Source organism: Microbulbifer mixtoriginis (SeqCode), from assembly GCF_052466765.1.
Map to the genome: position 1 here is coordinate 771,026 of NZ_CP174289.1, position 25,108 is coordinate 796,133.

Annotated in this window: 21 protein-coding genes; 7 read left to right on the plus strand and 14 right to left on the minus strand. The window is 51.2% G+C overall.

Annotated features, from left to right (window positions below; genetic code table 11):
- The first annotated feature begins 21 nt into the window (after positions 1-21).
- Both ACJJIV_RS03270 and tcdA read left to right on the plus strand, forming a co-directional pair.
- Entirely contained in the window at positions 22-477 is a 456-nt protein-coding gene (locus ACJJIV_RS03270; RefSeq protein WP_444890735.1) for a thiol-disulfide oxidoreductase DCC family protein, read from the plus strand.
- Entirely contained in the window at positions 464-1,270 is an 807-nt protein-coding gene (gene tcdA / locus ACJJIV_RS03275) for a tRNA cyclic N6-threonylcarbamoyladenosine(37) synthase TcdA (RefSeq protein WP_444890736.1), read from the plus strand. Before ACJJIV_RS03270 ends, tcdA begins: the two co-directional genes overlap by 14 nt.
- Here tcdA and ACJJIV_RS03280 read toward each other — a convergent pair.
- Positions 1,267-2,118 carry a LytR/AlgR family response regulator transcription factor gene (locus ACJJIV_RS03280; protein ID WP_444890737.1) on the minus strand — a complete coding sequence of 284 codons (852 nt, stop codon included), beginning with the start codon at positions 2,116-2,118 and terminating at the stop codon, positions 1,267-1,269. The genes tcdA and ACJJIV_RS03280 overlap by 4 nt on opposite strands.
- Before the next feature lie 164 nt (positions 2,119-2,282).
- On the opposite strand from ACJJIV_RS03280, the gene ACJJIV_RS03285 reads away from it, so the two are divergent.
- Positions 2,283-3,479: an acyltransferase family protein gene (locus ACJJIV_RS03285; protein ID WP_444890738.1), complete on the plus strand. Its 1,197-nt coding sequence runs from the start codon at positions 2,283-2,285 to the stop codon at positions 3,477-3,479.
- Between the two features lie 5 nt (positions 3,480-3,484).
- On the opposite strand, the gene ACJJIV_RS03290 is transcribed toward ACJJIV_RS03285, so the two are convergent.
- Both ACJJIV_RS03290 and ACJJIV_RS03295 read right to left on the minus strand, forming a co-directional pair.
- Positions 3,485-5,149 carry an aminotransferase class V-fold PLP-dependent enzyme gene (locus ACJJIV_RS03290; RefSeq protein WP_444890739.1) on the minus strand — a complete coding sequence of 555 codons (1,665 nt, stop codon included), beginning with the start codon at positions 5,147-5,149 and terminating at the stop codon, positions 3,485-3,487.
- Positions 5,146-5,934, minus strand: a complete 789-nt coding sequence (locus ACJJIV_RS03295) for a TatD family hydrolase (RefSeq protein WP_444890740.1) — start codon at positions 5,932-5,934, stop codon at positions 5,146-5,148. The genes ACJJIV_RS03290 and ACJJIV_RS03295 overlap by 4 nt, the downstream gene beginning before the upstream one ends.
- A gap of 32 nt (positions 5,935-5,966) precedes the next feature.
- On the opposite strand from ACJJIV_RS03295, the gene ACJJIV_RS03300 reads away from it, so the two are divergent.
- Positions 5,967-6,599 carry a LysE family translocator gene (locus tag ACJJIV_RS03300; RefSeq protein WP_444890741.1) on the plus strand — a complete coding sequence of 211 codons (633 nt, stop codon included), beginning with the start codon at positions 5,967-5,969 and terminating at the stop codon, positions 6,597-6,599.
- Positions 6,600-6,684: 85 nt separating this feature from the next.
- Here the strand turns inward: ACJJIV_RS03300 and ACJJIV_RS03305 are convergent, their stop codons facing one another.
- The gene (locus ACJJIV_RS03305; RefSeq protein WP_444890742.1) at positions 6,685-7,167 is read right to left on the minus strand and encodes a hypothetical protein; all 483 of its coding nucleotides are present in this window, start codon (positions 7,165-7,167) and stop codon (positions 6,685-6,687) included.
- 499 nt (positions 7,168-7,666) lie between these two features.
- Here ACJJIV_RS03305 and ACJJIV_RS03310 point away from each other — a divergent pair, with 499 nt between their 5' ends.
- Positions 7,667-8,791 (plus strand): M14 family metallopeptidase, encoded by a 1,125-nt coding sequence (locus ACJJIV_RS03310; protein ID WP_444890743.1) that lies wholly within the window; start codon positions 7,667-7,669, stop codon positions 8,789-8,791.
- A 72-nt stretch (positions 8,792-8,863) separates the two neighbouring features.
- On the opposite strand, the gene ACJJIV_RS03315 is transcribed toward ACJJIV_RS03310, so the two are convergent.
- Complete coding sequence (locus ACJJIV_RS03315; RefSeq protein ID WP_444890744.1) at positions 8,864-9,745, minus strand: hypothetical protein; 882 nt, start codon at positions 9,743-9,745, stop codon at positions 8,864-8,866.
- 820 nt (positions 9,746-10,565) lie between these two features.
- On the opposite strand from ACJJIV_RS03315, the gene ACJJIV_RS03320 reads away from it, so the two are divergent.
- Complete coding sequence (locus ACJJIV_RS03320; RefSeq protein WP_444890745.1) at positions 10,566-11,768, plus strand: phosphatidylinositol-specific phospholipase C domain-containing protein; 1,203 nt, start codon at positions 10,566-10,568, stop codon at positions 11,766-11,768.
- Between the two features lie 179 nt (positions 11,769-11,947).
- The gene (locus tag ACJJIV_RS03325) at positions 11,948-13,711 is read left to right on the plus strand and encodes a M28 family metallopeptidase (protein ID WP_444890746.1); all 1,764 of its coding nucleotides are present in this window, start codon (positions 11,948-11,950) and stop codon (positions 13,709-13,711) included.
- A gap of 588 nt (positions 13,712-14,299) precedes the next feature.
- On the opposite strand, the gene ACJJIV_RS03330 is transcribed toward ACJJIV_RS03325, so the two are convergent.
- The 9 genes from ACJJIV_RS03330 to ligA form a co-directional block, all read right to left on the minus strand.
- On the minus strand, positions 14,300-15,934 hold the full coding sequence (locus ACJJIV_RS03330) for an AMP-binding protein (RefSeq protein ID WP_444890747.1): 1,635 nt from the start codon (positions 15,932-15,934) through the stop codon (positions 14,300-14,302).
- Between the two features lie 140 nt (positions 15,935-16,074).
- On the minus strand, positions 16,075-16,422 hold the full coding sequence (locus tag ACJJIV_RS03335) for an SCP2 sterol-binding domain-containing protein (RefSeq protein ID WP_252085347.1): 348 nt from the start codon (positions 16,420-16,422) through the stop codon (positions 16,075-16,077).
- A gap of 83 nt (positions 16,423-16,505) precedes the next feature.
- Positions 16,506-18,299, minus strand: a complete 1,794-nt coding sequence (locus ACJJIV_RS03340) for an acyl-CoA dehydrogenase C-terminal domain-containing protein (RefSeq protein WP_252085346.1) — start codon at positions 18,297-18,299, stop codon at positions 16,506-16,508.
- A gap of 176 nt (positions 18,300-18,475) precedes the next feature.
- Positions 18,476-19,546 carry an AraC family transcriptional regulator gene (locus ACJJIV_RS03345; RefSeq protein WP_252085345.1) on the minus strand — a complete coding sequence of 357 codons (1,071 nt, stop codon included), beginning with the start codon at positions 19,544-19,546 and terminating at the stop codon, positions 18,476-18,478.
- 4 nt (positions 19,547-19,550) lie between these two features.
- Positions 19,551-19,751 (minus strand): hypothetical protein, encoded by a 201-nt coding sequence (locus tag ACJJIV_RS03350; RefSeq protein WP_252085344.1) that lies wholly within the window; start codon positions 19,749-19,751, stop codon positions 19,551-19,553.
- Between the two features lie 340 nt (positions 19,752-20,091).
- The gene (locus tag ACJJIV_RS03355) at positions 20,092-21,480 is read right to left on the minus strand and encodes a class II fumarate hydratase (RefSeq protein WP_444890748.1); all 1,389 of its coding nucleotides are present in this window, start codon (positions 21,478-21,480) and stop codon (positions 20,092-20,094) included.
- A gap of 58 nt (positions 21,481-21,538) precedes the next feature.
- Complete coding sequence (locus ACJJIV_RS03360; RefSeq protein ID WP_444885444.1) at positions 21,539-21,985, minus strand: DUF4399 domain-containing protein; 447 nt, start codon at positions 21,983-21,985, stop codon at positions 21,539-21,541.
- A gap of 294 nt (positions 21,986-22,279) precedes the next feature.
- Complete coding sequence (locus ACJJIV_RS03365) at positions 22,280-22,714, minus strand: hypothetical protein (protein ID WP_152456343.1); 435 nt, start codon at positions 22,712-22,714, stop codon at positions 22,280-22,282.
- Between the two features lie 211 nt (positions 22,715-22,925).
- Positions 22,926-24,977, minus strand: a complete 2,052-nt coding sequence (gene ligA / locus ACJJIV_RS03370; RefSeq protein ID WP_444890749.1) for an NAD-dependent DNA ligase LigA — start codon at positions 24,975-24,977, stop codon at positions 22,926-22,928.
- Positions 24,978-25,108 lie beyond the last annotated feature (131 nt).

Consider the following 25,108-nt stretch of genomic DNA (forward strand, 5'->3'; position numbering starts at 1 on the left):
CTCCGGGCCGCTATTTTCCCCATGCCCCACTCTCCTCCTGAAAAAATCGTCCTCTTCGACAGCCAGTGTAACCTTTGTAACGGCTGGAGCCATCTGCTCATAAAGTACGACCCTCATTGTCGCTTCACGCTCTGCCGAGTACAGTCCCAGGCTGGCCAGCACTACTTGAGGAAGCTTGGGCTACCCCTGAAAACCTATGAGAGCGTGATTCTATTAGAGCGACAGGGAGATTGCTTCCAGCAATACCATAAGAGTGAGGCGGCCCTTCGTATCTCAGCCAACCTTGATGGCTACTGGCGTTATCTTGTGGTTTTGCGCTACATTCCGCGCTCAGTGCGGGATTGGCTCTACGATTTGGTAGCGCGCAATCGCTACCGCTGGTTTGGCCGGCGCAGTAGTTGTTTACTGCCCTCTGCGGTAGACAAGCACCGCTTTCTGGAAGAAGTATCGGAAAAGAGCCCCAATGAGTCTGTCTGAACAATACCTACAACGCTTTGGCGGTATCGCCCGCCTGTATGGTAACCATGCCCTGGAGATATTGAATCGGGCCCATATATTAGTTATCGGCATCGGCGGTGTGGGTACCTGGATCGCTGAGGCACTTGCCCGAAGTGGTGTAGGCGCCCTGACACTAATTGATCTCGACGATATATGTATCACCAACACTAATCGCCAGTGCCACGCCCTCTCCTCAACGGTTGGACACATGAAGATCGAGGTCATGGCCGACCGACTCAGGCAGATCAACCCGGAGATTCAGGTCACCTCTATCGATGACTTTATCGCCACAGACAATCTGGCCGAGCTGATCGACCCCGATAGAGATTGTCTGGATATTGTTATTGACGCCATCGATAATGCGCGAGTTAAAGCTTCGCTGGTTGCCTACTGCAAAGCGCGAAAATTGCGCCTGATCACCGTTGGCTCCGCCGGTGGTAAGCGCTCCCCACAGGCCATTGAGTGTGCGGATCTCGGTCGCACCATCAACGACCCCATGCTGGCCAAGGTGCGTCAGCATCTCTATCGTTTTCACAATTTCCAAAAGAGCAGCAAACGGCAGTTCGGTGTGGACGCCATTTTCTCCCGCGAGTCGATGGTTTACCCGAAACCCGATGGTGACGTTTGCCAGCAGAAAAGCGCCATGCAGAATGGGGTTAAATTAGATTGCAGTGGTGGCTTTGGTGCAGCCACCATGGTTACCGGCACTTTTGGCTTTGTGGCAGCTTCCCGAGCTATAGAAAGGCTTCTACAGGCAAAAAGCACAAGCTAAGCCGACCTCAACTGAGTCCTGAGCAGATCCCTGTAGCGACGACTTACAGGGATTTGTTGGCCACCTTTTAAGCAAATACGCGCATCTCCACTTTCAAGGGGAACTATCTCGGCAATGGAATCCAAACGCACAATATAAGAGCGGTGCACTCGCACAAAGTCATCTGGGTCTAAACGTTCCAGTAATTTTGCCATGGTATCGCGAAGGGGGTAAATTCTTTCTCCCAAATGTAAATTTACATAATTCCCAGCGGCTTCCACCCACTCGATATCTCTTACATTCACCAGAAATTCTTTACCCAGCTTCTTTATTAAAAGGCGCTCCGGGCGCTCAATAGAGTCTTTAGGTCGCCCTTCATCCGGGGGTTCTAGTGACTCACCTTGTATGCGGCGTAGGAGAAAACGATATAAATAAACAGCCCCCAGTAGAAAGCCATAAGTACGAAAATCTTTCAGGTACTCATAGAAAAATTCAATTCCCCAGTGTCCAAAATTGTAGGAGCCACCTTCGAGGTAGTAGATCGCCGTACGCAGTGCCACCATAGCAACAACATGTAAAAGCGACCAAGGCAGGGTCAGCAGTAGATGTATAAATAAATGTCGAGCAAGTGTTTCCTTACTTAGGGGAAAGCGACGATCCCAGATCAGAATCAATGGGAACAACAGCCCCACAACCAGAATACTGGTGCCCTCCCAAACCAAAAACTCCCAAGGCTTAAATCTGGACTCCGCTCCGAGATGCTCCAGGTACACTACTGTAAATTGCACCAGCCATAGTACGAATAAGAACAGAATGCAGAGCCCTATTTCAAATTGCCGCCTGCGCGCCAGGTACATTTGTACCGTCATTTATTCCAATCCCCATGCATTTTTGCCGGTAGCATAGCTTCAACTCATCCCTGAAAACCACCATTCACACCTTTAGCAATGCATCTCACGTCCTTTGCATAGCAGACAGGGTATTTTCCCAAGGAACATAGCGAAACTTGTTTCAAATCCAAATGAAGGACGCCATGCAAAAAAACATTCATCGCCGCCATGACATTGATGCCCTGCGCGTGCTCGCTTTTGCCCTACTCATTTTGTATCACCTGGGGATGGCCTATGTGGCTGAATGGGGCTGGCATGTAAAGAGCACTTACCAGAGTGAACCTTTGCAGATCCTGATGCTGGCAGTTAACCAGTGGCGAATGCCATTGCTGTTCCTGATCTCTGGGGCCGCAACATACTTTCTGCTGGCTAAGCTTGGGAGCGCTCGGTTTCTGCTGAGGCGATTGCGACAGCTACTTATCCCACTTCTCTTCGGCATACTGGTTATAGTGCCACCACAAGCTTACTATGAGGCGCTCTCCAACGGCGTCATAGAGCCAGGTTACCTAAGCTTCCTCTGGCAATACTTTACGTTTCAACCCTGGCCGACCGAGAGCTTTGCAGGTAGCCATGTTGGCTTCACCTGGAATCACCTCTGGTATTTACCCTACCTGCTCTGCTACACGCTAGCCATTATTCCAGTATCTTATTTTCTGCATACCTACGGGCCAGGACTAGGAAACTGGCTATCTCGCTTTAGAGCCTGGCAGCTTCTATTCATGCCGCTGCTACCCCTCACTTTATACGGCCTCTATCTCTTCCCGCTTTTTGGTGGAATTAACTACGCCGTTGTTGGTGATTGGTATACCCATGCACAATTTTTCACTTTCTTTCTATTCGGCTACCTGCTTGTCAGCAATGAGGCTCCATGGAAACTGCTAGTGCGCCTGCGCTTCTTCCTGCTGATTGGGGCTCCGCTTTGTTTTTGCCTATTCCTGCTGTTCGATCAGGTATTGGAAGAGGATATAATTCCTGGGCAGTCTTTAATTCAACTGATAGTGATTTATGCCAATCGTTGGTTCTGGCTACTTACAGTATTAGCTTGGGGACACTACTGCCTCTACCGCCCGTTTACATGGCTGCCCTATGCCACAGAGGCAGTTTACCCCTGGTACATCCTGCACCAGACAATTACCGTTGCGGCGCTCTTTAAGTTGAAAGAGTTTTCCATGGGGCCGGTTATCGAGCCCCTACTGGTCTTTTTAATAACGGTGATAGGGTGTCTCGCTATTCATGAATTTATCATTCGGCGGGTGTCCTTGCTGCGATTACTGTTCGGCCTGAAAGCTAAAACGCCCGGTAGAGCCCCAAGCCTCAGCCCTGCCAACCAAGGTGTATAACCCTATCAAGACCGATCTGCGCCGCTCTCTATCTGATGTAATGCGCGGCGCATCAAAGCATAGAACCCATTACTGCGAGACTGACTCAAGTGCTTACTCAGCCCCAATTCATTAAATAGTTGGGGCAGGTCCAATGCTTGGACCTCGTCCGAAGTGCAACCATCTATCTGAGAAAGCAACAGTGCCCCGAGCCCCTTCACAACCCGGCTATCGCTGTCGAGTCCAAAGAAGTGACGCCCATCTATTTCCCTGTGTACTAACCAGGCCTCAGATTCGCAGCCACGAACGAGATTCTCCGGATTGCGGATCTCGGGCTTACGGGTAACCACTTTACTCCACTGCAATAGCTCACGATAACGCCCCTGCCAATTTTGATGAGAGGCCAGACGCTCAAGTTGCAACAGGGAAAAATCATCTCTTGCCCAGCTTTTGGAGTGAACCTCTACCCCAGATGTGACCAGCTGTTGGACCTCGCAATAGTCCTCTAACGCCTGCAGAAATGCCCTGATATCATCGTCGGTGTTATAAGCCGCTATAGAGGCGCGCACCGTAACCTGATTGCCACTGGTTCGCCCCAGTATTTGCGCACAGTGATGCCCCACCCGCACGGCAATATCCCGCTCATCCAGCCAGTGCATTAAATCCGTAGCACTGCCTTCGACCGGCACAAATGAAATTATTCCGAGGTTGTGACTAGCTTGACTGATCAAACGAAAGTTTGGGGATGCATTGAGTTCCCGGTGCAGCCAGTGTGTCAGTCTTTGTTCATGTTCGGCCATAGCGGTACGATCCTGTCGGGAGAGGAAATCCAGTGACGCCCCCAGCCCGGCTATTGCAGCCAGAGGTGATGTGCCAGCCTCAAATTTATGAGGTAATTCGGCATAGTGGCTCTGCTGGAATTCTACTTCCGCGATCATCTCACCCCCACCGTGCCAAGGGGGCATTGACTCCAAAAGGGTTTCGCGCCCGAAGAGAAAACCGATCCCACTGGGGCCGTAAAACTTATGTGCGGAACAAACAAAGAAATCACAACCAATTTTTTGTACATCAATTTCTTCATGAGCGGCCAACTGAGCGCCATCCACGATCCACTTAAGTTGCCAAGGTCGTAACAATTTTCGAATTAATGAGAGATCTGGACGCAAACCTATTGAGTTGGAACCACCGGTCAGAGAAACCACTCGTGTACGATCGTTCAACACCTCTCCCAGTCGATCAAACTGGGGAATTCCTGCAGTGTGGGGCACATAGCGCAGAATCAGATTATGGCGCTTGGCCATCATCTGCCAGGGTACGATATTCGCGTGATGTTCAGCGGTGGAAATAACTATCTCATCGCCAGGCAGTAATTCACTGCAAAGACAATGGGCGAGCAGATTCAGGGCCTCAGTTGCGCCGCGACAAAAAATGATTTCTTTGGCACTAACGGCATTCACAAACTGCTTGGTTTCATTGCGCACCTGCTCGACCATTTCAGTAGACCTGCGCGCTAATCGATGACTAGATCTATGAGTGTTGGCACTACTGTGAATATAGTAATCCCGCATCGCATTAATAACGGATAGCGGTTTTTGCGTGGTAGCTGCATTATCCAGGTAGACTAAACCTGCATTTTCCCCCTGGGCAAAAAGTGGAAACTGCTTCTTGAATTGCTCTGCAGAAAAACTCATAGGGCAAATAATATCTCAGTATTCTTTCGTGTTGCGCTGGCAATTTCTTGTAAAGAAATACCGCGCAGCGCCGCTAACTCGGCGGCTATTAATGGCAGATTTTCTGGGCTATTTCGCTGTCCCTGCCGCCCTGCCAGTGGCATATCGGGTGCATCGGATTCCAGTATCAGACTCTCTAACGGCATACGTGTAACGGTCTTGCGGGTTTTGGCCGCGCGACTGTAAGTGATAGTGCCACCAACGCCCAAATAAAAGCCCATTTTCCAGTAGTCCATAGCCATCTGCTCACTACCACTAAATGCATGTACCACTCCTCCCCTTGGTAGAGGGTATTGCTTCAATAGCTTAAGTACTTCGTTGTGCGCCCGATGCACATGTAAAATCAGTGGTAGCTGTAAGTCACTGGCAACTTCTAGCTGTGTTTTAAATACAGCAATTTGTTTTTCCAACGGAGTTGCTATAGCGGCATCCAGGCCACACTCTCCGACAGCAATACAGCGATACTGCTGCAGATGCTCGGCTAGTGCACGGTTCAGTTGCACCTCATTGATGCACTCTTCATCTTCCTGGCAGTTTTTTGACACCCACCAAGGATGGACTCCAGCAGCCGCATGCCAATGGGGCTGACCGTCAACCAACAGCGCAAGCCTTTGCCACTGGGATTTACAAACACCGGGGATAATCAGTTGACTGATCCCCTTGGCGACACAGCGCTGCCAGACCTGAGCCCGATCGGTCTCGAAAATTTGAAAATCAAAATGACAATGGCTGTCGATCAATTTCACTTGTGCTTCTCTGGTTTTGCCTGCATCTTAGCATGATGCCCACAATGGACCCTGAGGCCCCCTTGATAGAAACGCTGTTGCCCATTGCCCTTTTTGTCTTTTCCACCAGTATCACCCCTGGCCCCAATAACTTAATGATCATGTCCTCTGGATTAAATCACGGCGCCAGCCGCTCCTTACCACACTTGCTGGGTATCTGGCTTGGGTTTCCCGCAATGGTCATTGCTCTAGGGTTGGGCCTCGGCTCAGTCTTCAGCCAATTTCCAGTACTTCACGAGATTATCCGCTGGGTAGGCATTGGCTATCTGCTATATCTGGCCTGGCTGATCGCTTCAACACGCGAGATAGACTCCGCCAGCGATCGCCACCCCTTTTCATTTTTTCAGGCCATCGCCTTTCAGTGGGTCAACCCCAAAGGCTGGATTATGGCCATAGGTGCCCTAGCAGCATTCACAAGCCCAAATGGCGAAGTGTGGAAAGACATATTGCAGATCGCCCTAGCTTTTATAGCCATAGGCGGTCCCTGTGTCGCTGTTTGGCTGTTCTTTGGTATAGGGCTAAAGCGCTTTCTGACTAAACCCAACCACCTGAGACTGTTTAATATCACCATGGGCCTTTTACTGGCAGCCAGCGTGGTTCCTTTGGCGCTAGAAGGCCTATATTGAACCAGCGCTTATTGAGACGCAGGAAAAAGGGACTACAAGTGCCAACTTGTAGTCCCCATAAATGAAGGAAAGAAAGCGAAAAAATTTAGCGCGATGCGGTCTGGGTGGCAGTTGCAGCCCGCAAGGCTGCGGAGTCCTCTAGCCAAACGATATCACTGGCATCGATCTGGCTTTCGGTGACATCAGATAAGGTTTTCCCCAGGCTTTGCAGGGTCCTCTCTTGCGAGGTGAAAGTTTCTATCGGCATCTCAAGCCAGGCCTGCCCCTCTTCGTCGATTACCTGACGCACTTCGCCTCCATCCAGGCTACTGACGTGACGGTCGATTACAGAGCTACTCCCCGGCGGTAAATAAATGGTGCCATTGGTGATATCTACCGCAAAAGCCACAATACCGGGGATGATGCCAAATAACAGTGCGGCCCCATCTAGTATCAATACAGCCGGGTCAACCCGTCCACCACTCTGCCCTTTGCGCTCCGGATACAGGAAGTAACCACAAGCACTCATATTGATCACCACGGTCAGCAAACCGCTGAATACAATGCCACGCTTTAGATTTCTATTCATGGCCTACCTCTATTATTAACTTTGACAATATTGTCCAGGCGGATACTTCCCCTGTAATGGGCTCCGCCAAGCTTTCGTGTTTCTCCCCTACAGCTCTCAATCAACTCATTATCGACGGGGTGAAAGATAAGCAAATTTACGCCTATCTGCACCAACGTACAACAATTGCCCAATCGAACTGCCTAAACTTTAACCAGCACTTGTTGCGGGATGTTAAGGAGATGTAGTCGATTTCTGACAGTGTGGATTGACGCACTTGTGATCAGGCCGGGCAGTGAGCAGTCGCCAGGGGTCCGACACCGGAAATTTCAGGGAGCAGTAGTCGTAGCGGGTGCCGCCATGGAATGGCTAAAGCACGGTATCGAATTCGGTACCGTGCTTTTTTAATTTCAGAAAGCGCAAAATTGCACCCTCAAGTGGCGAAATCCCCCACTCTCCCCCTGAAAAAATCCCTCCAGAGCTGTATCCTGCGCCCAACAACAAGAGTGGAGCTCACTACATGTACATAACCAGTGCCTTTGACAGCGGCAATATCGAAGTGATCAACGCTGAAAGCAGCCCTATTCAGCTGGCTATACGCCAGGATAATAACTCCGATTTCTACCAGTGGTTTCACTTTCGACTAGAGGGTGAGGTGGGCGCAAGCTATCCACTGAGTATTGCCAATGCAGGTAAATCCGCCTACCCGGAAGGCTGGGAAAACTATCGGGTGTGCGCCTCCTATGACCGTCAGAATTGGTTCCGCATCGGCGCCAATTACGATGGCAAGACTCTCGACTTTACCGTAACCCTGGATGAGCCCAGTATTTACCTGGCTTACTTCGCACCTTACTCCTGGGAGCGCCACCTGGATCTGCTGGCCTGGGCTCAGAGCAATGAGCGGGTAAAAATCCAAACCCTTGGCAAAACGCTCGACCAACGCGATATGACCATGCTCACTATCGGAGATGCCGAAACCGCCAAGCATCGGGTATGGATGATTGCACGCCAACACCCCGGAGAAACCATGGCGGAGTGGTTTGTAGAGGGCTTCCTTGAGGCGCTGTTGGATGATGCCAACCCTCAAGCCCAGAAACTGCTGGCAGATACCGTTTTCTACGTAGTCCCCAATATGAACCCCGACGGCAGCGTTCGCGGCCACCTGCGCACCAATGCCGCTGGTGCCAACCTGAATCGCGAGTGGCTCAATCCCACCATGGATCGCAGCCCGGAAGTATTCCTCGTTCGGGAAAAGATGTTGGAAATCGGCGGGGATATCTTCTTAGATATTCATGGAGACGAAGCACTTCCCTATAACTTCGTTGCTGCCTGTGAAGGTATTCCCGGCTATGACGAGCGCCATGCAAAACTGGAAGAAACCTTTAAACAGGCCTACGAGGCTATCAGCCCCGACTTTCAAACCGAGCACGGTTATGAGCTGGACAAACCTGGCGAAGCCAACCTTACCATTGGCACCGCCTGGGCCGGTCATCAGTTCCGCACTCTGGCATTGACCCTGGAAATGCCATTTAAGGATAACGACAACCTGCCTGACCCTGTAGAGGGGTGGTCCCCAGCCCGCAGCCAGCAATTAGCCCGCGATATTTTGTTCCCAATACGCGAGACCCTAAAAATCCTGAAGTAATTTCAAATCAGCTTGAGCCCCGGCCCAATAAGCCGGGGCATTCTCCGAAATAAAGCTGAGCCTATCAGCAATTCACTTTACAGGTCGCTCAACAAACCAGGCCAGCCCCATCTGGCTGCGCCGTTGACGAGAGATCTGCCCGCTATGTAAATCCTCCCAAATTAAATCAAGCTCACCTGCAGTACTAACTTTAGCCCCCCAAAGAACCTTACTTTTTGCATATTGGTTAATACTGGAATCCAGGAAATGCTTTGGAAGAAAAGTTTGCGGTAATTGCGCAATGACTTCTCCCTCAGGTGAAATTTGCACTGAGATAGGTAAAAGTTCCGCTACTTTGTTTGCAGCAATTTCTTTTTCTAATTTTTCCTTTGTCAAATCTAGCCTACCAAGCCGTATCGCCCACCCTCCTTCCACAGCATCCACTAACTGGGACTTTTTACCTTCGATAGTGTTACCGGTGCGATCATGTTGAAACACCATTTGCCAGGTTTTACGAGTGGGCTCGGTAAAGCACCAGATTGAATGGACGCGATCTTCATTTATTCTATTGGAGTGTTCAAAACGTCCGAGTAGAATCCCACGACTATCCAGCAGACCATGCCACTGCCCAAAATCTGTGGAAAGCTCTATTTTTCCATCCTCAACTCTGGGAATTTGTCGGTGTACAGACTGGACCTTGGTCGCCACCTCTCCCGATACCACACTGGTAAATTGTGCATCTGACCAATGCGTGAGATCTGATTGTTTATCTCCATCGAAATCCAAATCCCAGCCCACCCGCATTGGTTCCCCACTGAGGGCAACATTCACTAGTCTCTGCTTGGAACCAGCAATCACAACTCCATCAAAATCTACTTCCAGAATGGGATCGGCACAATACGCTGACTGATACGCATTAACAGCAACAGAAAAACCAAAGAATAAACTTATCAACAAACACTTTATTTTTATCATTTTTAGCACCAGCAATTATTTCACATTAAATTGGAGAGCAATATACTTTCCCCTCTTGTAACACATAAAATTTTATACCTCATTTACAAGAACACAAAAAAGCATAAAAGCTGAAATCACTTAAACTCAAGTCAAACCGATGTACACTTTGCAGAACACCCCAAAAGCAACTAATCATATGCAAGTACTGCTATCTTGGAGGACGACCAAAGAGCAATATAAAATTTAAAAAAATATAGATTTTATTGATTCAGAATAGCCCAATATTGGCACCCCATAAATCCACTTAAAATTGGATGAAATAGTATCGCAACTTCAAATCCTGAGTTCCCACCCCCTTCCTAAAGCAAAAGGAGCAAAAAGTTCAGATCAAACATCTATGGCTTATGGCAATAGCCAAAAATAAAAAAAGACCCACCAACCCATTACACAGCTTCCGAGGCAAGTGGGCATAAGGGGTTTATCATGCCAACAACTTTGCCCTATGGCATCAATAGCGACCCTTAACTGGAGTATTTTTGTATTAAAAAATCCCGCAAAAATGAAATGCCTGGTCACTGCAGAACATTATCAATGGGATATTGGAACTTTCTATCCAAGCAATCCCAACAAAACCAAACCAATATCCCAAAAGCTGCTAAATCACACCACTTTCTCTAGACAGAAAATTCCGCCCATAGTAAAAAAAGAAAACAATAAAAAGGTACCAATAGGGTTCCGCAAAATAATTGAGCATAAAAGATTAAAAATCTCTCTCTTTATCTTAAAACCCCAAACGAACGAAAAGGCTATCCATCCAGAAAGCCCCCGGAGAATAATAATGAAACTCAATATCATGCAATCAATCCAGATTACAGCCGTTTTGTCGCTGCTTATCTGTTCACCACTATGGGCAGACACAGTTTCCGACTTTCAAAATAGCTGGACAGGCAGAGCCCTGGACTTGCAACGTAAAATCGATAACCACACCCCAATGAGTGAGAATAATATTCTCGGCACCCACAACACTTACAACTCAGAGGTCTATCGAGCCTGTAATTTCTCCGTTGGCTGCCGCTATCTCGACCCCCAGCAGGAATACTCCATTAAGGATCAACTGCGAATGGGAGCAAGGTTTATTGAACTGGACGTCCACTGGACGGCAAAAATGGAGAACCTCTTCTCCTACCCCAAACGCCTGCTGCTTTGCCATGGGCTCTGCAGCCTGAACGACAAGTATGCTACCGAGGGCTTTAATGAGGTGAAAGCCTGGCTTGAGGACAGCGCCAACCAGGATGAGGTTATTATCCTATACATCGAAGACCACTCCGACGGACGCCACCAGGATCTTTACGACCAGATTACCAGCCGCTTTGGCAACAGAATCTACTACAGCGGCGGCTGCCAGAGTATTCCAAGCACCTTGACCAAGAATCAGGTGCTGGCTGCCGGAAAACAGGTTGTCGTATGGAAAGATGGCGGATGCTCGGGTAATAACAGCATGAAGAATATGGCATTTACCGGCCTCGGTGAGATCGGTCGCGTCTGGGAAGACAGCACCACTATCGGCACCATTGGAGAAATCTTCAATGGCGGTATTGAGAGGATCACCGCTAACGATGTACGCAATGGCTTTGCCCAGGGTCATAACATTATCAACCTGGACAATATGAATACTAGTGACGGCCGTATCGCCGCCGCAATCTGGTCCTGGGATCAGAACGAACCCAATAACCTCAACAATGAAGACTGTGCAATGCAGTGGGGTAACGGACGTTGGAATGATGCCAACTGCAGCAATCAATACAGCTTCGCCTGCAAGAATGTAACCGACGGTAGCTGGGTCGCCACTGCCTCTACCGGACCCTGGGCTTACGGTAACGCCAACTGCCAAGCCCTTGGCAGCCAGTACGTCTTTGAGGTACCCACCAACAGCAAAGACAACCAAGCCCTAAAAGCAGCGAAGGAAGCCACGGGCTACGACAAGGTCTGGATTAACTATCAAGACCAATCCACTGAAGGCCAGTGGCTGCGCAGCGAGTAATCCCAGCCCAACTCTTCACTTACAAACATCCTTTAGAGCCCGCGTTAGTTTGCGCGGGCTCTCCCTTTTCTCCTCCAGCGGTACCAGCCTGCTTGACTAGCCTACTACCGAAGAATTGTCGTTAGTTTGCTCTATATCGTGCATAATCCGTGTCTGAGCAAGACTCACAGGACATAATTATGCGAATCCCTACTCTTTGGCGTCGCCTCGGTTTGACCATTGCCGTCGGCAGCGCACTAACCGCTTGTGGCAAAAGTACCACTGAAGCGGCCAAGCCGGAGGCTGATCACAACGCAGCCCATGCCGAACACCACCATGCTGACGGTGCCAAGTTATCTCTCGGTGAAGCCGAACAGGCTCAGGTCGATGCCATAGCTGCAGACCTACACAAACACATTGCGATCCTTGCTTCCGACAAGTTTGAAGGGCGCGCTCCCGCTACCAAGGGTGAAGAACTCACCGTGAATTACCTGGCAGAGCAATTCAAGGCGCTGGGCCTGGAGCCTGGGGCAATGGATGCGGCCGGCAAACCCAGCTGGTTCCAGCAAGTCCCTATCGTGGAAATGGAAATTGAAACCACTCCCCTGACATTCAAAGGCGATGGTTTCGAGCAAAACCTGCAACCAATAGACGATATGGTGGCCTTCTCCCAAAGACAGACCGCAGGCTCTTCCCTGGAGAACAGCGAGTTGGTATTTGTGGGCTACGGCATTGTCGCTCCAGAAAATAACTGGAACGATTACGCCGGATTGGATATGAAAGGCAAGACTGCGGTTATTTTGGTGAATGACCCCGGTTACGCGACCCAGGACAAGGCCTTGTTCAATGGCAATGCCATGACCTATTACGGCCGCTGGAGCTACAAGTTCGAGGAAGCCGCCCGCCAAGGAGCTGACGGTGCGATTATCATTCATGAGACAGGTGCTGCGGGCTATCCATGGGAAGTGGTTAGTGGCTCCTGGTCCGGTGCGCAAGTCAGCCTCGAAGCCGAAAATAAGAATGCAGACCGGGTTGCTATTGAAGCTTGGATGACCAATCAAGCCGCCAATACGCTATTCCGCTCCGCCGGCCTCGATCTGCAAAAGGAAATGGACGCAGCCAAAACTCAGGGCTTCAAACCCAAGGCTCTGGGGATAACCGCCAGCGTACAACTGAAAAACAGCCTGAAGAAGTCTAATTCTCGCAACGTGGTTGCCAAGCTTTCGGGCAACAAGCACCCCGACGAGGTGATTGTCTACACCGCGCACTGGGACCACCTGGGCGTTAACAAAAATGCAGATGGTGAAGACCAGATCTTTAACGGGGCCGTCGATAATGCCACCGGTACCGCTGGTTTAATCGCTATGGCCGCTGAGGCGGTGAAGCTGGATCGCCCAGAGCGCTCGCTGCTGTTCGTTGCCGTAACGGCTGAAGAGTCAGGCCTGCTTGGCTCCAAGTACTACGCCGAAAAACCTGTCGCTCCTTTGGAGAAAACCGTTGCTGGCATTAACTTTGATGCCATGAACGTATTGGGCCCAGCCCGCGACATTACTGTAATCGGTTATGGCAGCAGTGAGCTGGAGCAAATGCTGGAGGTATCCGCCAAAGGACAAGGCCGCTATTTAGCCCCGGAAGAGCACCCAGAGCGCGGCTACTTCTATCGTTCAGATCATTTCAGCCTGGCGAAGAAAGGCGTGCCCATGCTGTATTTCGACTCCGGCAGCGACAACTTTGAACATGGCCGCGAGTGGGCCCAGGCAAAGGGTGCCGAGTATGTTAGCCAGCATTACCACAAGCCTGGCGATGAATACGACCCCTCTTGGAACCTGAAGGGTTCGGCAATGGACCTGCAGCTTGGCCTAAAACTAGGTCTGAAACTGGCCAACAGCCGCGATTGGCCCAACTGGTATGAGGGCAACGAGTTCCGCGCAATTCGCGATGCGAGTGCCGAAGCCCGTAAATAATCCCCTCTCCAGCCACTCTGCGGCAGTGATACCATCGGTACTACTGCCGTAGAGTCCATATCCTTCTCATCGACCTTGCCACCACTGTAAACTCTTTGGAAATTGATTCATTCAGTTTTGCAGCACCTGCCGTCACTTTAATCGCGAGGCATGGCAATCGGACAAAAGCTAAACTCCCCCTACACAAGATAAAAATACCCAAGCAAATCCTAGATAATTGTCACGCGTTATAGAGAGCCCCCTTCCATAAGGCCTGAATTTTTCTACACCACATCGGGGCGAGGGCAGCCTACTAATAAATGGTCACTTTAACTTCACTAGGTTTTCCCAAAAAAAGATAAGGAAATTAACAATAAAAAAAGTTGGTCACGAAAGTATTAACAACGGAAAGATCCGAGCACCTTTTCAAGTATGCACTTAAGTGAGTGTTCTAGTCGCAACTGAAAATATATTGAAACAGTTGAGACCAGCGGAGAATGGCAGATTTAAACAGGCTTATTAGAGGGCGGGATTTAGGAAACGGCTATCGTTGGCGACACATCCTTGTGTCGCAGTTATCCGCCAATTAATTGCCAGATAAACTTATAACTAAGCGCCGATAGCATCCTTTTTCTTCAGTTCTTCATCGCGCAGTTCACGACGCAGGATTTTACCGACATTAGTCTTTGGCAAATCTTCACGGAACTCAACCTTTCTCGGCACCTTGTATGCCGTCATATTCTCTCGACAGAAAGCGATAACTTCTTTCTCAGTCAAAGACGGGTCAGCCTTGATAACAAAAAGCTTCACCTGTTCACCACTTTTTTCATCGGGAATACCAATTGCAGCGGCTTCGGTCACTTTTGGATGGGCACTGACGATATCTTCAATTTCGTTGGGATATACGTTGAAGCCAGACACAATAATCATGTCCTTCTTGCGATCCACAATCTTGATGTATCCATCATCCTGGATCACCGCCATATCACCGGTGTTCAACCAACCTTCACTATCGAGGGTATCGGCAGTAGCTTCTGGGCGCTGCCAGTATCCCTTCATTACCTGGGGACCACGCACACAGAGCTCACCGGGAGAGTTATTCGGCAGATCGTTGCCGTTTTCATCCACGACTTTAACTTCAGTTCCCGGAACCGGGATACCCACAGTACCCAGCTGTACGCCCTCGGTGGGGTTAAAAGAAACAACCGGAGAAGTCTCGGTCATACCGTAGCCTTCCATAACCACACAGCCGGTCATATCTTCCCAGCGCTTGGCAGTGTCTCTGGTCAGAGCCATACCACCAGAAGCCGTGGAGTGCAGCTTGCTGAAATCCAATTCGGCAAAATCTTTATTCAGCATCAAGCCGTTAAACAGGGTGTTCAGGCCAACAAAGCCGGTAAAGCGCTGCCCTTTCAGGGTTTTCACAAAGCCGGGAATATCGCGCGGGTTTGGAATCAGCAGAGAGTGATTGCCGGTAGAGAACAGGCACATGCAATGGATAGTGAAAGCGTAAATATGGTAGAGCGGCAGCGGCGCAATATAGAACTCCTCACCCTCTTTCATACCACTACCAAACGCTTCAAGAACCTGCTGCATATTGGCAACCAGGTTGCGATTGGTCAGCATCGCACCCTTGGCAACACCGGTGGTGCCACCGGTGTATTGCAACACGGCGATATCTTCTGGTGCGCGCTCAACATCCTCACTGCCCTGCTGTGCACCGAGAGTCAGTACCTCACGGAAATTTACCTGCTGGGCAAAAGAGAATTCCGGCACCATTTTTTTGATGTGCTTGGCAACGCCGTTGATCAGAACCCGCTTTAAAGGGCTGTGCAGGTCTGCGATCTCAGTAACGATCACTTTCTCCACACTGGTTTCAGCAACAACAGCCGAAGCGGTATCAGCGATATTCGCCAGTACAACCAATGCTTTGGCACCGGAGTCATTCAACTGGTGCTTTAATTCACGCTGGGTATACAGCGGATTGGTATTGACGACCACAAGTCCAGCTCGCAAAGCACCAAATACAACTACAGGGTACTGCAGTACATTGGGCAGCTGGATAGCGATGCGATCACCGGGCTTCAAATTGGTGTGATTTTGCAAATAAGATGCGAATTTCGCGCTCAAGGTGTCGATATCACCGACAGTCAGAGTTCGCCCCAGGCAGGTGAAAGCCGGTCGGTCACCAAATTTGGCGCAAGCGCCTTTAAATACATCGAGAATGCTGCGATCAATGTCCAACTCTCTTCTCCCATTCCTGATTGTTGTTATCGCTTGCTCACATCTCTCGCCCTTATAGACGAAACCTGCCATTTTTCGGAGCCAGCGAGAATTTATTTATTGTTTGTAGTATGTTGCGAGACAATAAAAAAGAGGCTTATTCATGCCTCTCCAAACCCATCGTCCTCTTTACCCTGCGCAGGAAACAAACCTGCCAACGCAGCGGCCAATTCTCTATCTCCAGAGTATTGGACATCTCCCAACAAAAAAGCATGTCTAGCGTTTAAATGGCCAGCCAAAATCGCATTCAAAGTGTGATTAGCCATTTCCAATATTAGCGCCGGTTCTTCCGTTTGCCCGAACTCAGAAACCACTTCGAGATCATTCGGAGCTCCTTTTACGTAAACATAAAAGTCACAGGCATCCGGCAGGCGGAACTGTACCCGAGCAAGTGGGTGCAAACAAGCTATGCGCCGCAGGCGCTCCTGAACTGAATCCGGCAATTGCATCGGAATGTCTCCGTCATTGGCCACTTCGGCGCCGGTAAAAAAAACCGCCGGTGAAGACCGGCGGTTTTTTAATGAGACTGGATTTAGAACGCGAAATGTTCTGCGTCCAGATCCATCAGGTTGGCCGCACCGCTCAGCATGGTTTCAGCATGACTGGAGGTACGCGGAAGGATGCGCTCGAAATAGAAACGGGCAGTCTTCAGCTTGGCTTGATAGAAATCTACTTCAGCAGTGCCTTCAGCTAACTTCTCGTTAGCTACTTTAGCAGCACGCGCCCACAGGTAACCCAGCACGGTGTAGCCGGAGAACATCAGGTAATCCACGGAAGCCGCACCAACTTCGTCCGCATTCTCCATGGCCTTACCGCCTACGTGCAGAGTCAGGTCGCCCCACTGCTTGTTCAGCTCTTGCAGCTTGGTAACAAAAGGCGCAAGCGCTTCATTATCAATTTCCGCCTGGCAGAACTTGTGCACTTTCTTGGTGAAGTGGCGCAGCAGCTCACCCTGACTCATCAATACCTTACGACCCAGCAGGTCGAGTGCTTGAACGCCAGTGGTACCTTCGTAGATGGTGGAGATACGCGCATCGCGCACATTCTGCTCCATGCCCCACTCGGCGATGTAGCCGTGGCCACCGAAGCACTGCAGGCCCAGGTTGGCAGACTCAAGACCGGCTTCGGTAATGAATGCTTTAGCGATCGGCGTTAGGAATGCCAGCAGATCTTCCGCTTCTTTCTTCGCTTCCTCATCACCTTTATGAGTGATGTCAACCAGTTGCGCACAAGTAACAACCAACATACGGCTGCCTTCAGAGATGGCCTTTTGGGTCATCAGCATGCGACGTACATCAGGGTGCACGATAATTGGGTCAGCGGGACCCTCTGGGTTCTTAACGCCAGACAGGGAGCGCATTTGCAGGCGATCTTTAGCGTAAGCCAAGGACTTCTGGAAGCCGATTTCGGAGTGGGCAAGGCCCTGCAAAGCGGTACCCAGACGCGCAGTATTCATAAAGGTGAACATGTAGTTCAGACCTTTGTTGGGCTCGCCAATCAGGAAGCCTTTAGCACCGTCAAAGTTCAGTACTGCGGTGGCATTACCGTGAATACCCATCTTGTGTTCCAGAGAACCACATACAACACCGTTGCGTTCACCGATAGAGCCATCAGCGTTAGGCATAAACTTGGGCACGATGAACAGGGAGATCCCCTTGGTGCCAGCCGGCGCATCTGGGAGGCGTGCCAGTACGATATGCACGATATTGTCGGTCATGTCGTGCTCACCGGCGGAGATAAAGATCTTGGTACCGGTAATCGCGTAAGAGCCGTCATCGTTGGGCTCAGCCTTGGTGCGCAGGATACCCAGGTCGGTACCACAGTGAGGCTCGGTCAGACACATGGTGCCGGTCCAGCTGCCTTCAACCAGCTTGGTCAGATAAACCGCCTTCTGTTCGTCGGTACCGTGCTCTTCCAGGGTGTTCATGGCACCGTGGGAAAGGCCCGGGTACATACCCCAAGACCAGTTAGCAATACCCACCATTTCGCTCATGATGGTGCCCAGAGAGGGCGGCAGGCCCTGACCGCCGTATTCGGGGTCGTGGGGCAGCGCCGGCCAGCCGGCTTCTACAAACTGCTGATAGGCCTCTTTAAAGCCTTCTGGAGTGGTGACTTCACCGTCTTTCCAGGTACAGCCCTGCTGATCGCCGATCTGATTCAGCGGAGCCAGTACGTTTTCACAGAACTTAGCACCCTCTTCCAGGATGGCATCCACGACATCAGGAGTGGCCTCCTCAAAACCCAGAGACTCGTAATGCTTATCTGAGTCCAGCATCTCGCGCATTACGAAACGCATTTCACGCAGTGGCACTTTGATATCGGTCATCCTGATACCCTCAATTCGGTTATGTTAAGACCAGCCAGAAACTGCCCGGTCATATTTGTGACTAATTAATAAGATTGGTTCATCATAGTAGTAAGGCTACAGCCCTCTCTATGGCGAAATCCGTCCAAAGCGGTGACAAATCGAGGCGGGAATTCGAAAAAATGTGACCAGACTAGTCAAATATCCAGGCCAGCTGCGGCTCGGCCCCCTCGGCGGTATTCGCCTGGCGTGATCCCAGTCCACTTCTTAAAGGCGCGGAAAAAAGCACTGGATTCATCAAACCCGAGCATCTCGGCAATCTGTCCATTGGAGAGATCCGGGCAACTCAGGTAGTGGAATGCCGCTTCCATACGGCACTCATCTTTCAATTTCTGGTAAGAAGTGCCCTCTTGCTGCAGGCGGCGGCGCAAAGTAGTCACCGACATATTGAGCCGCTCTGCCACAGCTTCGGCGGCGGGCATGGATTCGCTGACATCCCTGTTGAGGATGGTTTTAACCTTGGTTTTGATGCTGTTGGCACTGCCGTCGCTAATCACCAGATGATAAGGCGCGGTGCGGATAAAATCCTCCACCATCTGGGGGCTCTGCACCACCGGGTAATCGAGATAACGTGCATCGTACTCGAGGGCATTGAATGGCTGCTCAAAAGACAGTTCGCCCGCTTCGCTCTGAGCCAAGCTGCGAAACTCTTCCGGACAGGAGAAAGAAAAATGCAAACGTGCCAGCGGGATTTCACGCCCTGCCAACCAGCAGTAGAAACGGTGCCAAACTGCCAAGGTAGTGCGCACCACACTGGGGCTAGTGGCGGCCAACAGCCGATCAAACTCTCCTTTTTCCAGGGAGCTGATACCGTGGATTTCTACCCGCACGCGGCCATTTTCTCCATCCTGCAGCTCCGGCTTCACCTTAAATCCGCGACAGATCTCCATAAACTCGGCACAGAGCGTAATTGCCTGGCGCAGAGTGGCACAATTGACCACCGCCATACACAGCAAACGGAAAGAGCCCGAACGCACTCGCCCGCCACTGAGCATGCCAAACCATTCATTTTGGGCCAGCCACATAACCCGCTGGTAAAGACGGCCGTATTTTATCGCCGAAAATGCCGCCACACCCTCCAGCTCATGCTCATCAATACCGACCGACTCGAGCAGCTCGGCTTTGTCGCAGCCGTGGCGTATCGCCTCCTCTAGCAATCGCTCCAGGTAGGCAATGGGTATACGAATATCCTCTTCTGATGCCGCCATCTGTCTACTTTCGCCTGCGTAACCAGCTCAATACGGCCCCAAAACCCAACGCAGCTGCAATAATGACAAACAGCGCTAACAGTAAAAGGACCAGGTAATAAAGGACATCCTTGACAGGCAGGTCCCAGCTAAAGATCGCCGCCGCAACAAATGCGACACAGGCGAGCACGCTGGTAATAAATGAGCGGCGACTTTTATTGGCCATGGTGATCTGGATACATTGATTTTTAAAACAGGTGAGATAGCCACTTCTTGTGGCGCTACCATTGTATTGTCGGCACCTAAGAGCCTGTAAAAAGCCCCCATGAAACATTGTGAAATTAATCAAATGTTCCCCAGCTACCGACGCGGCGTCGAATCGTGAGGGATCGGCAGGTATCTGTCAACGCCGCAGGAGGCGCAAATGCCCAGAAGAATGCTGGAACCCGAAGATCAGGCTACCCTGCTGCGTCTCTTCCGCTGGATGATACTTATGACACTGATTGTCACCCTGATAATGCTGGGCATCGCGGTCTTTGCCTAACCCCCCCCTAATTAAAGAGTCGCTACTCCCCCACCAATCCTCCCTTCGCCAGATGTGCCGGGTCCAGCAGCCCCTCAAGAGTTTTGCGATCCAAATCCGTCATCTCCAGCGCCACATCCATCACCGGACGACCACTTTTATAGGCCGCTTTAGCAATTTCAGCGGCCTTCAGATACCCGATGACCGGATTCAGGGCGGTAACCAAGATAGGGTTCCGCCCCAGGGTTTCGTCAATATGGGCGCGATTCACGGTAAAGCTTGCGATAGCCTGATCCGCCAGCAACTGCGCGGCATTGGCGAGCAAGTGAACGCTCTCCAACAATGTGCTGGCCACCAGGGGCAGCATTACATTTAACTGGAAATTGCCACTTTGTCCGGCCACTGTGATGGTTGCGTCGTTACCCATCACCCTTGCCGCCACCATTGCGGCAGACTCAGCAATTACCGGGTTCACCTTGCCGGGCATAATACTGCTGCCCGGCTGCAGGGCTTTGAGCTCAATCTCCTTGAGACCTGCCAAGGGACCACTGTTCATCCAACGCAAGTCATTGGCAATCTTCATCATGGATACAGCCAAAACCTTGAGCTGCCCAGACAGCTCCACTGAAGTATCCTGGCTGGAAATCGCCTCAAAAAAATTCTCCGCTGGGCGGAATTGCTGAGAAGTGTGTGCACTCAACTTTTGCGCAAAAAGCTCGGCAAAGTCAGCGTGGGCATTGAGACCAGTACCCACCGCCGTGCCGCCTTGGGCCAACTGTGCCAGGCGCGGCATACAGCCACGGATTCGCTCTCGACCAGCTTCAACCTGTGCCGCCCAACCACTCAGCTCCTGCGCCATAGTGATAGGAACAGCATCCATCAGATGGGTTCGGCCTGTCTTGACCACGCTCTCCAGCTCGACGCTCTTATTGCATATTCCGGTATGAAGATTACGCAACGCCGGCAGCAACTTGTCGCGCACTGCCAGCAGAGCCGATACATGTATCGCCGTGGGAATCACGTCATTACTGCTTTGACTCATATTGACATGATCATTGGGGCTAATAGACAAGCCATTGCCCTCTGCAGCGAGGTGCGCCAACACCTCGTTCACATTCATATTTGAACTGGTGCCGGAACCAGTTTGGTAAATATCCACAGGAAAATGGCGCGCAAACTCCTCATCGCCAAGTCGATCACAGGCGTCGATAATCGCTTTCGCCCTCGCCTTATCCAGCAAGCCCAGATCCCTGTTGGCCTCGGCAGCAGACTTTTTAATCAGCACTATGGCCCGGAGAAATTCAGCAGGTAGGGGCTTGCCACTGACAGGGAAGTTCTCTACGGCACGCTGGGTCTGTGCTCCGTAAAGCGCCTCCTGTGGCACTTGGATCTCGCCGAGACTGTCCTTTTCAATGCGGAATTTATCGCCCATTTGTGTCCCTCAGGGTGCACTCCTGTGCACCGTTCAGAAATGTGGAATTGCCCGGGATCTACTCGACTACAACGGTAATCTTTTTCGATACCACCGGATTCTTGTGGGGCACATGCATATAGTTGCCCAGCACCAGTTGTAGCGTATGTTTACCGGGCGGCAAGGTGACTTGTGTCTCTGTCTGACCACCACCAAAGTGAATGATATTTTCAGTCGCGGGCAGGGGCTTACTCAAGTCCGGCATATCATCCACATCAATCAGCAGGTGGTGGTGGCCGGTATTTTCACGCTCTACACCCGCCGGAGCCACACCCATGCCAGACAGGCCAAATTTCACAGTGAAAGTCTGTGGCACCTTCTCGCCATCTTTCGGGGAGATAATATAGAGCTTGGTTTGCTGCGGGGCCTTTTCCGCAGCTTCGGTCTTGCTGCCGTGTTCCGCAGCTTGTAACAGCGGCGACAACATCAAGGCACTGGCGAAAAGTAGAGAGTTCACTTTGATCATAATCTTTGCTTCCTGATAAGGCGCCTACGACGCCAATTCTTATCATCTGGCTGAACAGCCCACCAACCCCACATTCTGCGGCGGGGTGGCAAACAGCACTTTACCAGACCAAAGTCCCACTGAAAGGGGGTTCCAGGGAATATAGTTGCCGAATCGAAGGCGAGCGCCAAAATCTGTGACTGACGCCTCGCGAAAAGCCTTAGGCAGAGGAAGCCTCTGAAAGAAGGAAGTATTAAGAGCTAAAAGAAAAGACCCAAGATACCGGGGATTGAGGCGCAGAGTGAGCTTGCCAAGTTAGACACTCACCCGCCCCTCCTGAGTCCATTCACAGCGTACCTGCATGTCACCACTTCCGGGTTCATGATAGAGGCCAGCAGCCTCCCAACTAAAGGAATGCACTCCGGAAAGCTCGGTTTCCAAGTGTACAGTGGCGGACACCCAGTACATGCTTCTCAACAATTCCTCAAACTTCTGAATCCACATATCCCATTCATACTCTACCGCACGATAGGAGGCACCAAAGTGGATCACATCCGTTTGGTATTGGGATTGCTTCATTTTAATGGTGGGAATAGAAAACATATCGCGACAGAGAAAGGGCCACTCGTCTGCACTGGGCAGAGCGAGTACCGCATTGCGGTTAATACGACGGCGTTCGCTACCTCCGGCAAGGCTATTGCTGTCTTTGATACAACCGTAGACTATGGATTCCTGATCGCCCTGAAGCATTAATTCCTTTCCTTACCACAGCGCCACCGGACATCAGGTACCCAGGGCAAAAAAGATCTAGGAGATGCACTTTAACGGCGAAGCGACCAGAAAGCCATAACTCCACGGGTGATCATTGGCATTACCATAATCATCGCCAATTTTTTTATAAATTACTTGTGAGATTTAACGGGAGGCGAGAGCACCAATTCACAGTGCCCGCAGCGACAGATTAAATTTCAAATCCCCGTTGGCGCAACATATCCATCAGACCCTCTTCATCCATCACCGGAATGCCCAACTCCCGTGCCTTGTTCAATTTTGAACCGGCACCGGGGCCCGCCACTACATGGTGCGTTTTTGCAGAGACACTACCGGCCACCTTGGCACCAAGACGTTGCAGGTAATCCTTGGCCTCGCTGCGTGACAGCGTTTCCAATTTTCCGGTCAGCACCCAGGTCTGGCCCGCTAGGGGTTGCTCCTCGGCTGCGACTTCTTCCACCACCCAGTGCACACCCGCCTGACGCAAGGCTTCGATCTCCTCCTGGGCGTGGGATTGCTGGAAGAACTCGGCAACAAAATGGGCAACAACAGGTCCCACATCTTCCACCTCCTGTAGTGCCTCTTCACTGGCCGCCACCAATACCTCCAGGGAGCCGAAATGGCGAGCTAGGTTGCGCGCAGTCGCCTCTCCCACCTCGCGAATACCCAGGGCATAAAGGAATTTGGGCAGGGTTGTATCTTTGCTGCGCTCCAAGGCATCGAGTAGATTTTGTGCAGATTTCTGTCCCATGCGCTCGAGCCCGGCAACCTGCTCGAGATCGAGGTGATAGAGGCCGGAAACCGAGTGCAGCAGCCCCTCATCCACCAACTGTTCTACCAATTTGTCCCCCAGGCCATCGATATCCATCGCCTTACGTGAAGCGAAGTGTTTGATCGCCTGCTTACGCTGAGCGCTACAAATCAAACCACCACTGCAACGGGCAACGGCTTCCCCGGGAGTGGATTCCACCGGCGAATCACACACCGGGCAGTGTGCTGGAAATTCAATTACACGGGTATCTTTCGGGCGCTTACTCTCCACAACCGAAACCACCTGGGGAATCACATCCCCAGCACGGCGAATCACCACGGTATCGCCGATCATCACACCGAGGCGCTGGATTTCATCGCGATTGTGCAAAGTCGCATTGGAGACGGTTACCCCACCCACAAACACCGGCTTAAGGCGCGCCACTGGGGTAACCGCCCCAGTGCGTCCCACCTGGAACTCCACATCCAGAAGCTCGGTCATTTCTTCCTGAGCGGGAAATTTATAGGCCATAGACCAGCGCGGCGCCCTGGCAACAAAACCCAAACGGCGTTGCAGGGGAATACTATTGACCTTAAACACAATGCCATCGATATCGTAGGGTAAGCCCTCGCGTTTATCGCCGAGCTCGCGGTGGTATTCGATGCAGGCCTGAATATCCGCCGCCAAACGCATTTCGTTATTCACCCGAAATCCCCACTGCCCCAGCAACTCGAGCGTTGCCAGATGCTCTTCCGGCAGAGAGGCCCCCTCGACCAGCCCAGTACCATAGACACAAAGCTCAAGCGGGCGCTGCGCGGTAATGCGGGAATCGAGCTGTCTAAGACTGCCCGCCGCCGCATTGCGAGGATTGACGAATAGCTTCTCGCCCGCGGCGGCAGCCTTGCGATTTAACTCGGCAAAGCCCGCCTTGGGCATATAGATTTCACCGCGCACCTCCAGTACTGCCGGATACGCTGTGACCCCCTTCTCTTGACGCAGACGCAGTGGCACCGAGCCCACAGTGCGTACATTCTGGGTAATATCTTCGCCAGTGGTGCCATCTCCGCGGGTCGCCGCACGCTCCAAAATGCCATCGCGGTAGAGCAGACTGATAGCGATACCATCCAACTTAGGCTCACAGGCATATTCGATTGCGCCCTTGCTATTCAGGCGGTCTCTCACCCGACGATCAAATTCCAGCAGCTCCTCATCGCTAAAGGCATTATCCAGAGAAAGCATGGGCACTTCGTGGCGCACTTCCGAAAAGGAGGATAGCGGCTCTGCGCCGACCCGTTGGGTAGGCGAATCCGGGCTCAGCAACTCTGGGTATTGTTGCTCTATATCCTGCAATTCTCTTAGGCGGCGATCGTACTCCACATCCGGTAATTCCGGATTATCCAACACATAATATTGATAATTAGCTTTTAGGAGCAGCTCGTGCAAAGCCTCTACTCGCTCGCGTATTGACTGGGGTATGGATTGTTTGGTCATCGACTGTTCGAGTGAAAATAAATCAAAAAAATTAAACTCAAATGCAACAACGGCCCCAGCTCGCGGAAAAGCCCTCAGGCTCAACCGCGGCCTGGGGCCGCGTTGTTACAAAGCAAGAATTGTAAAACTAT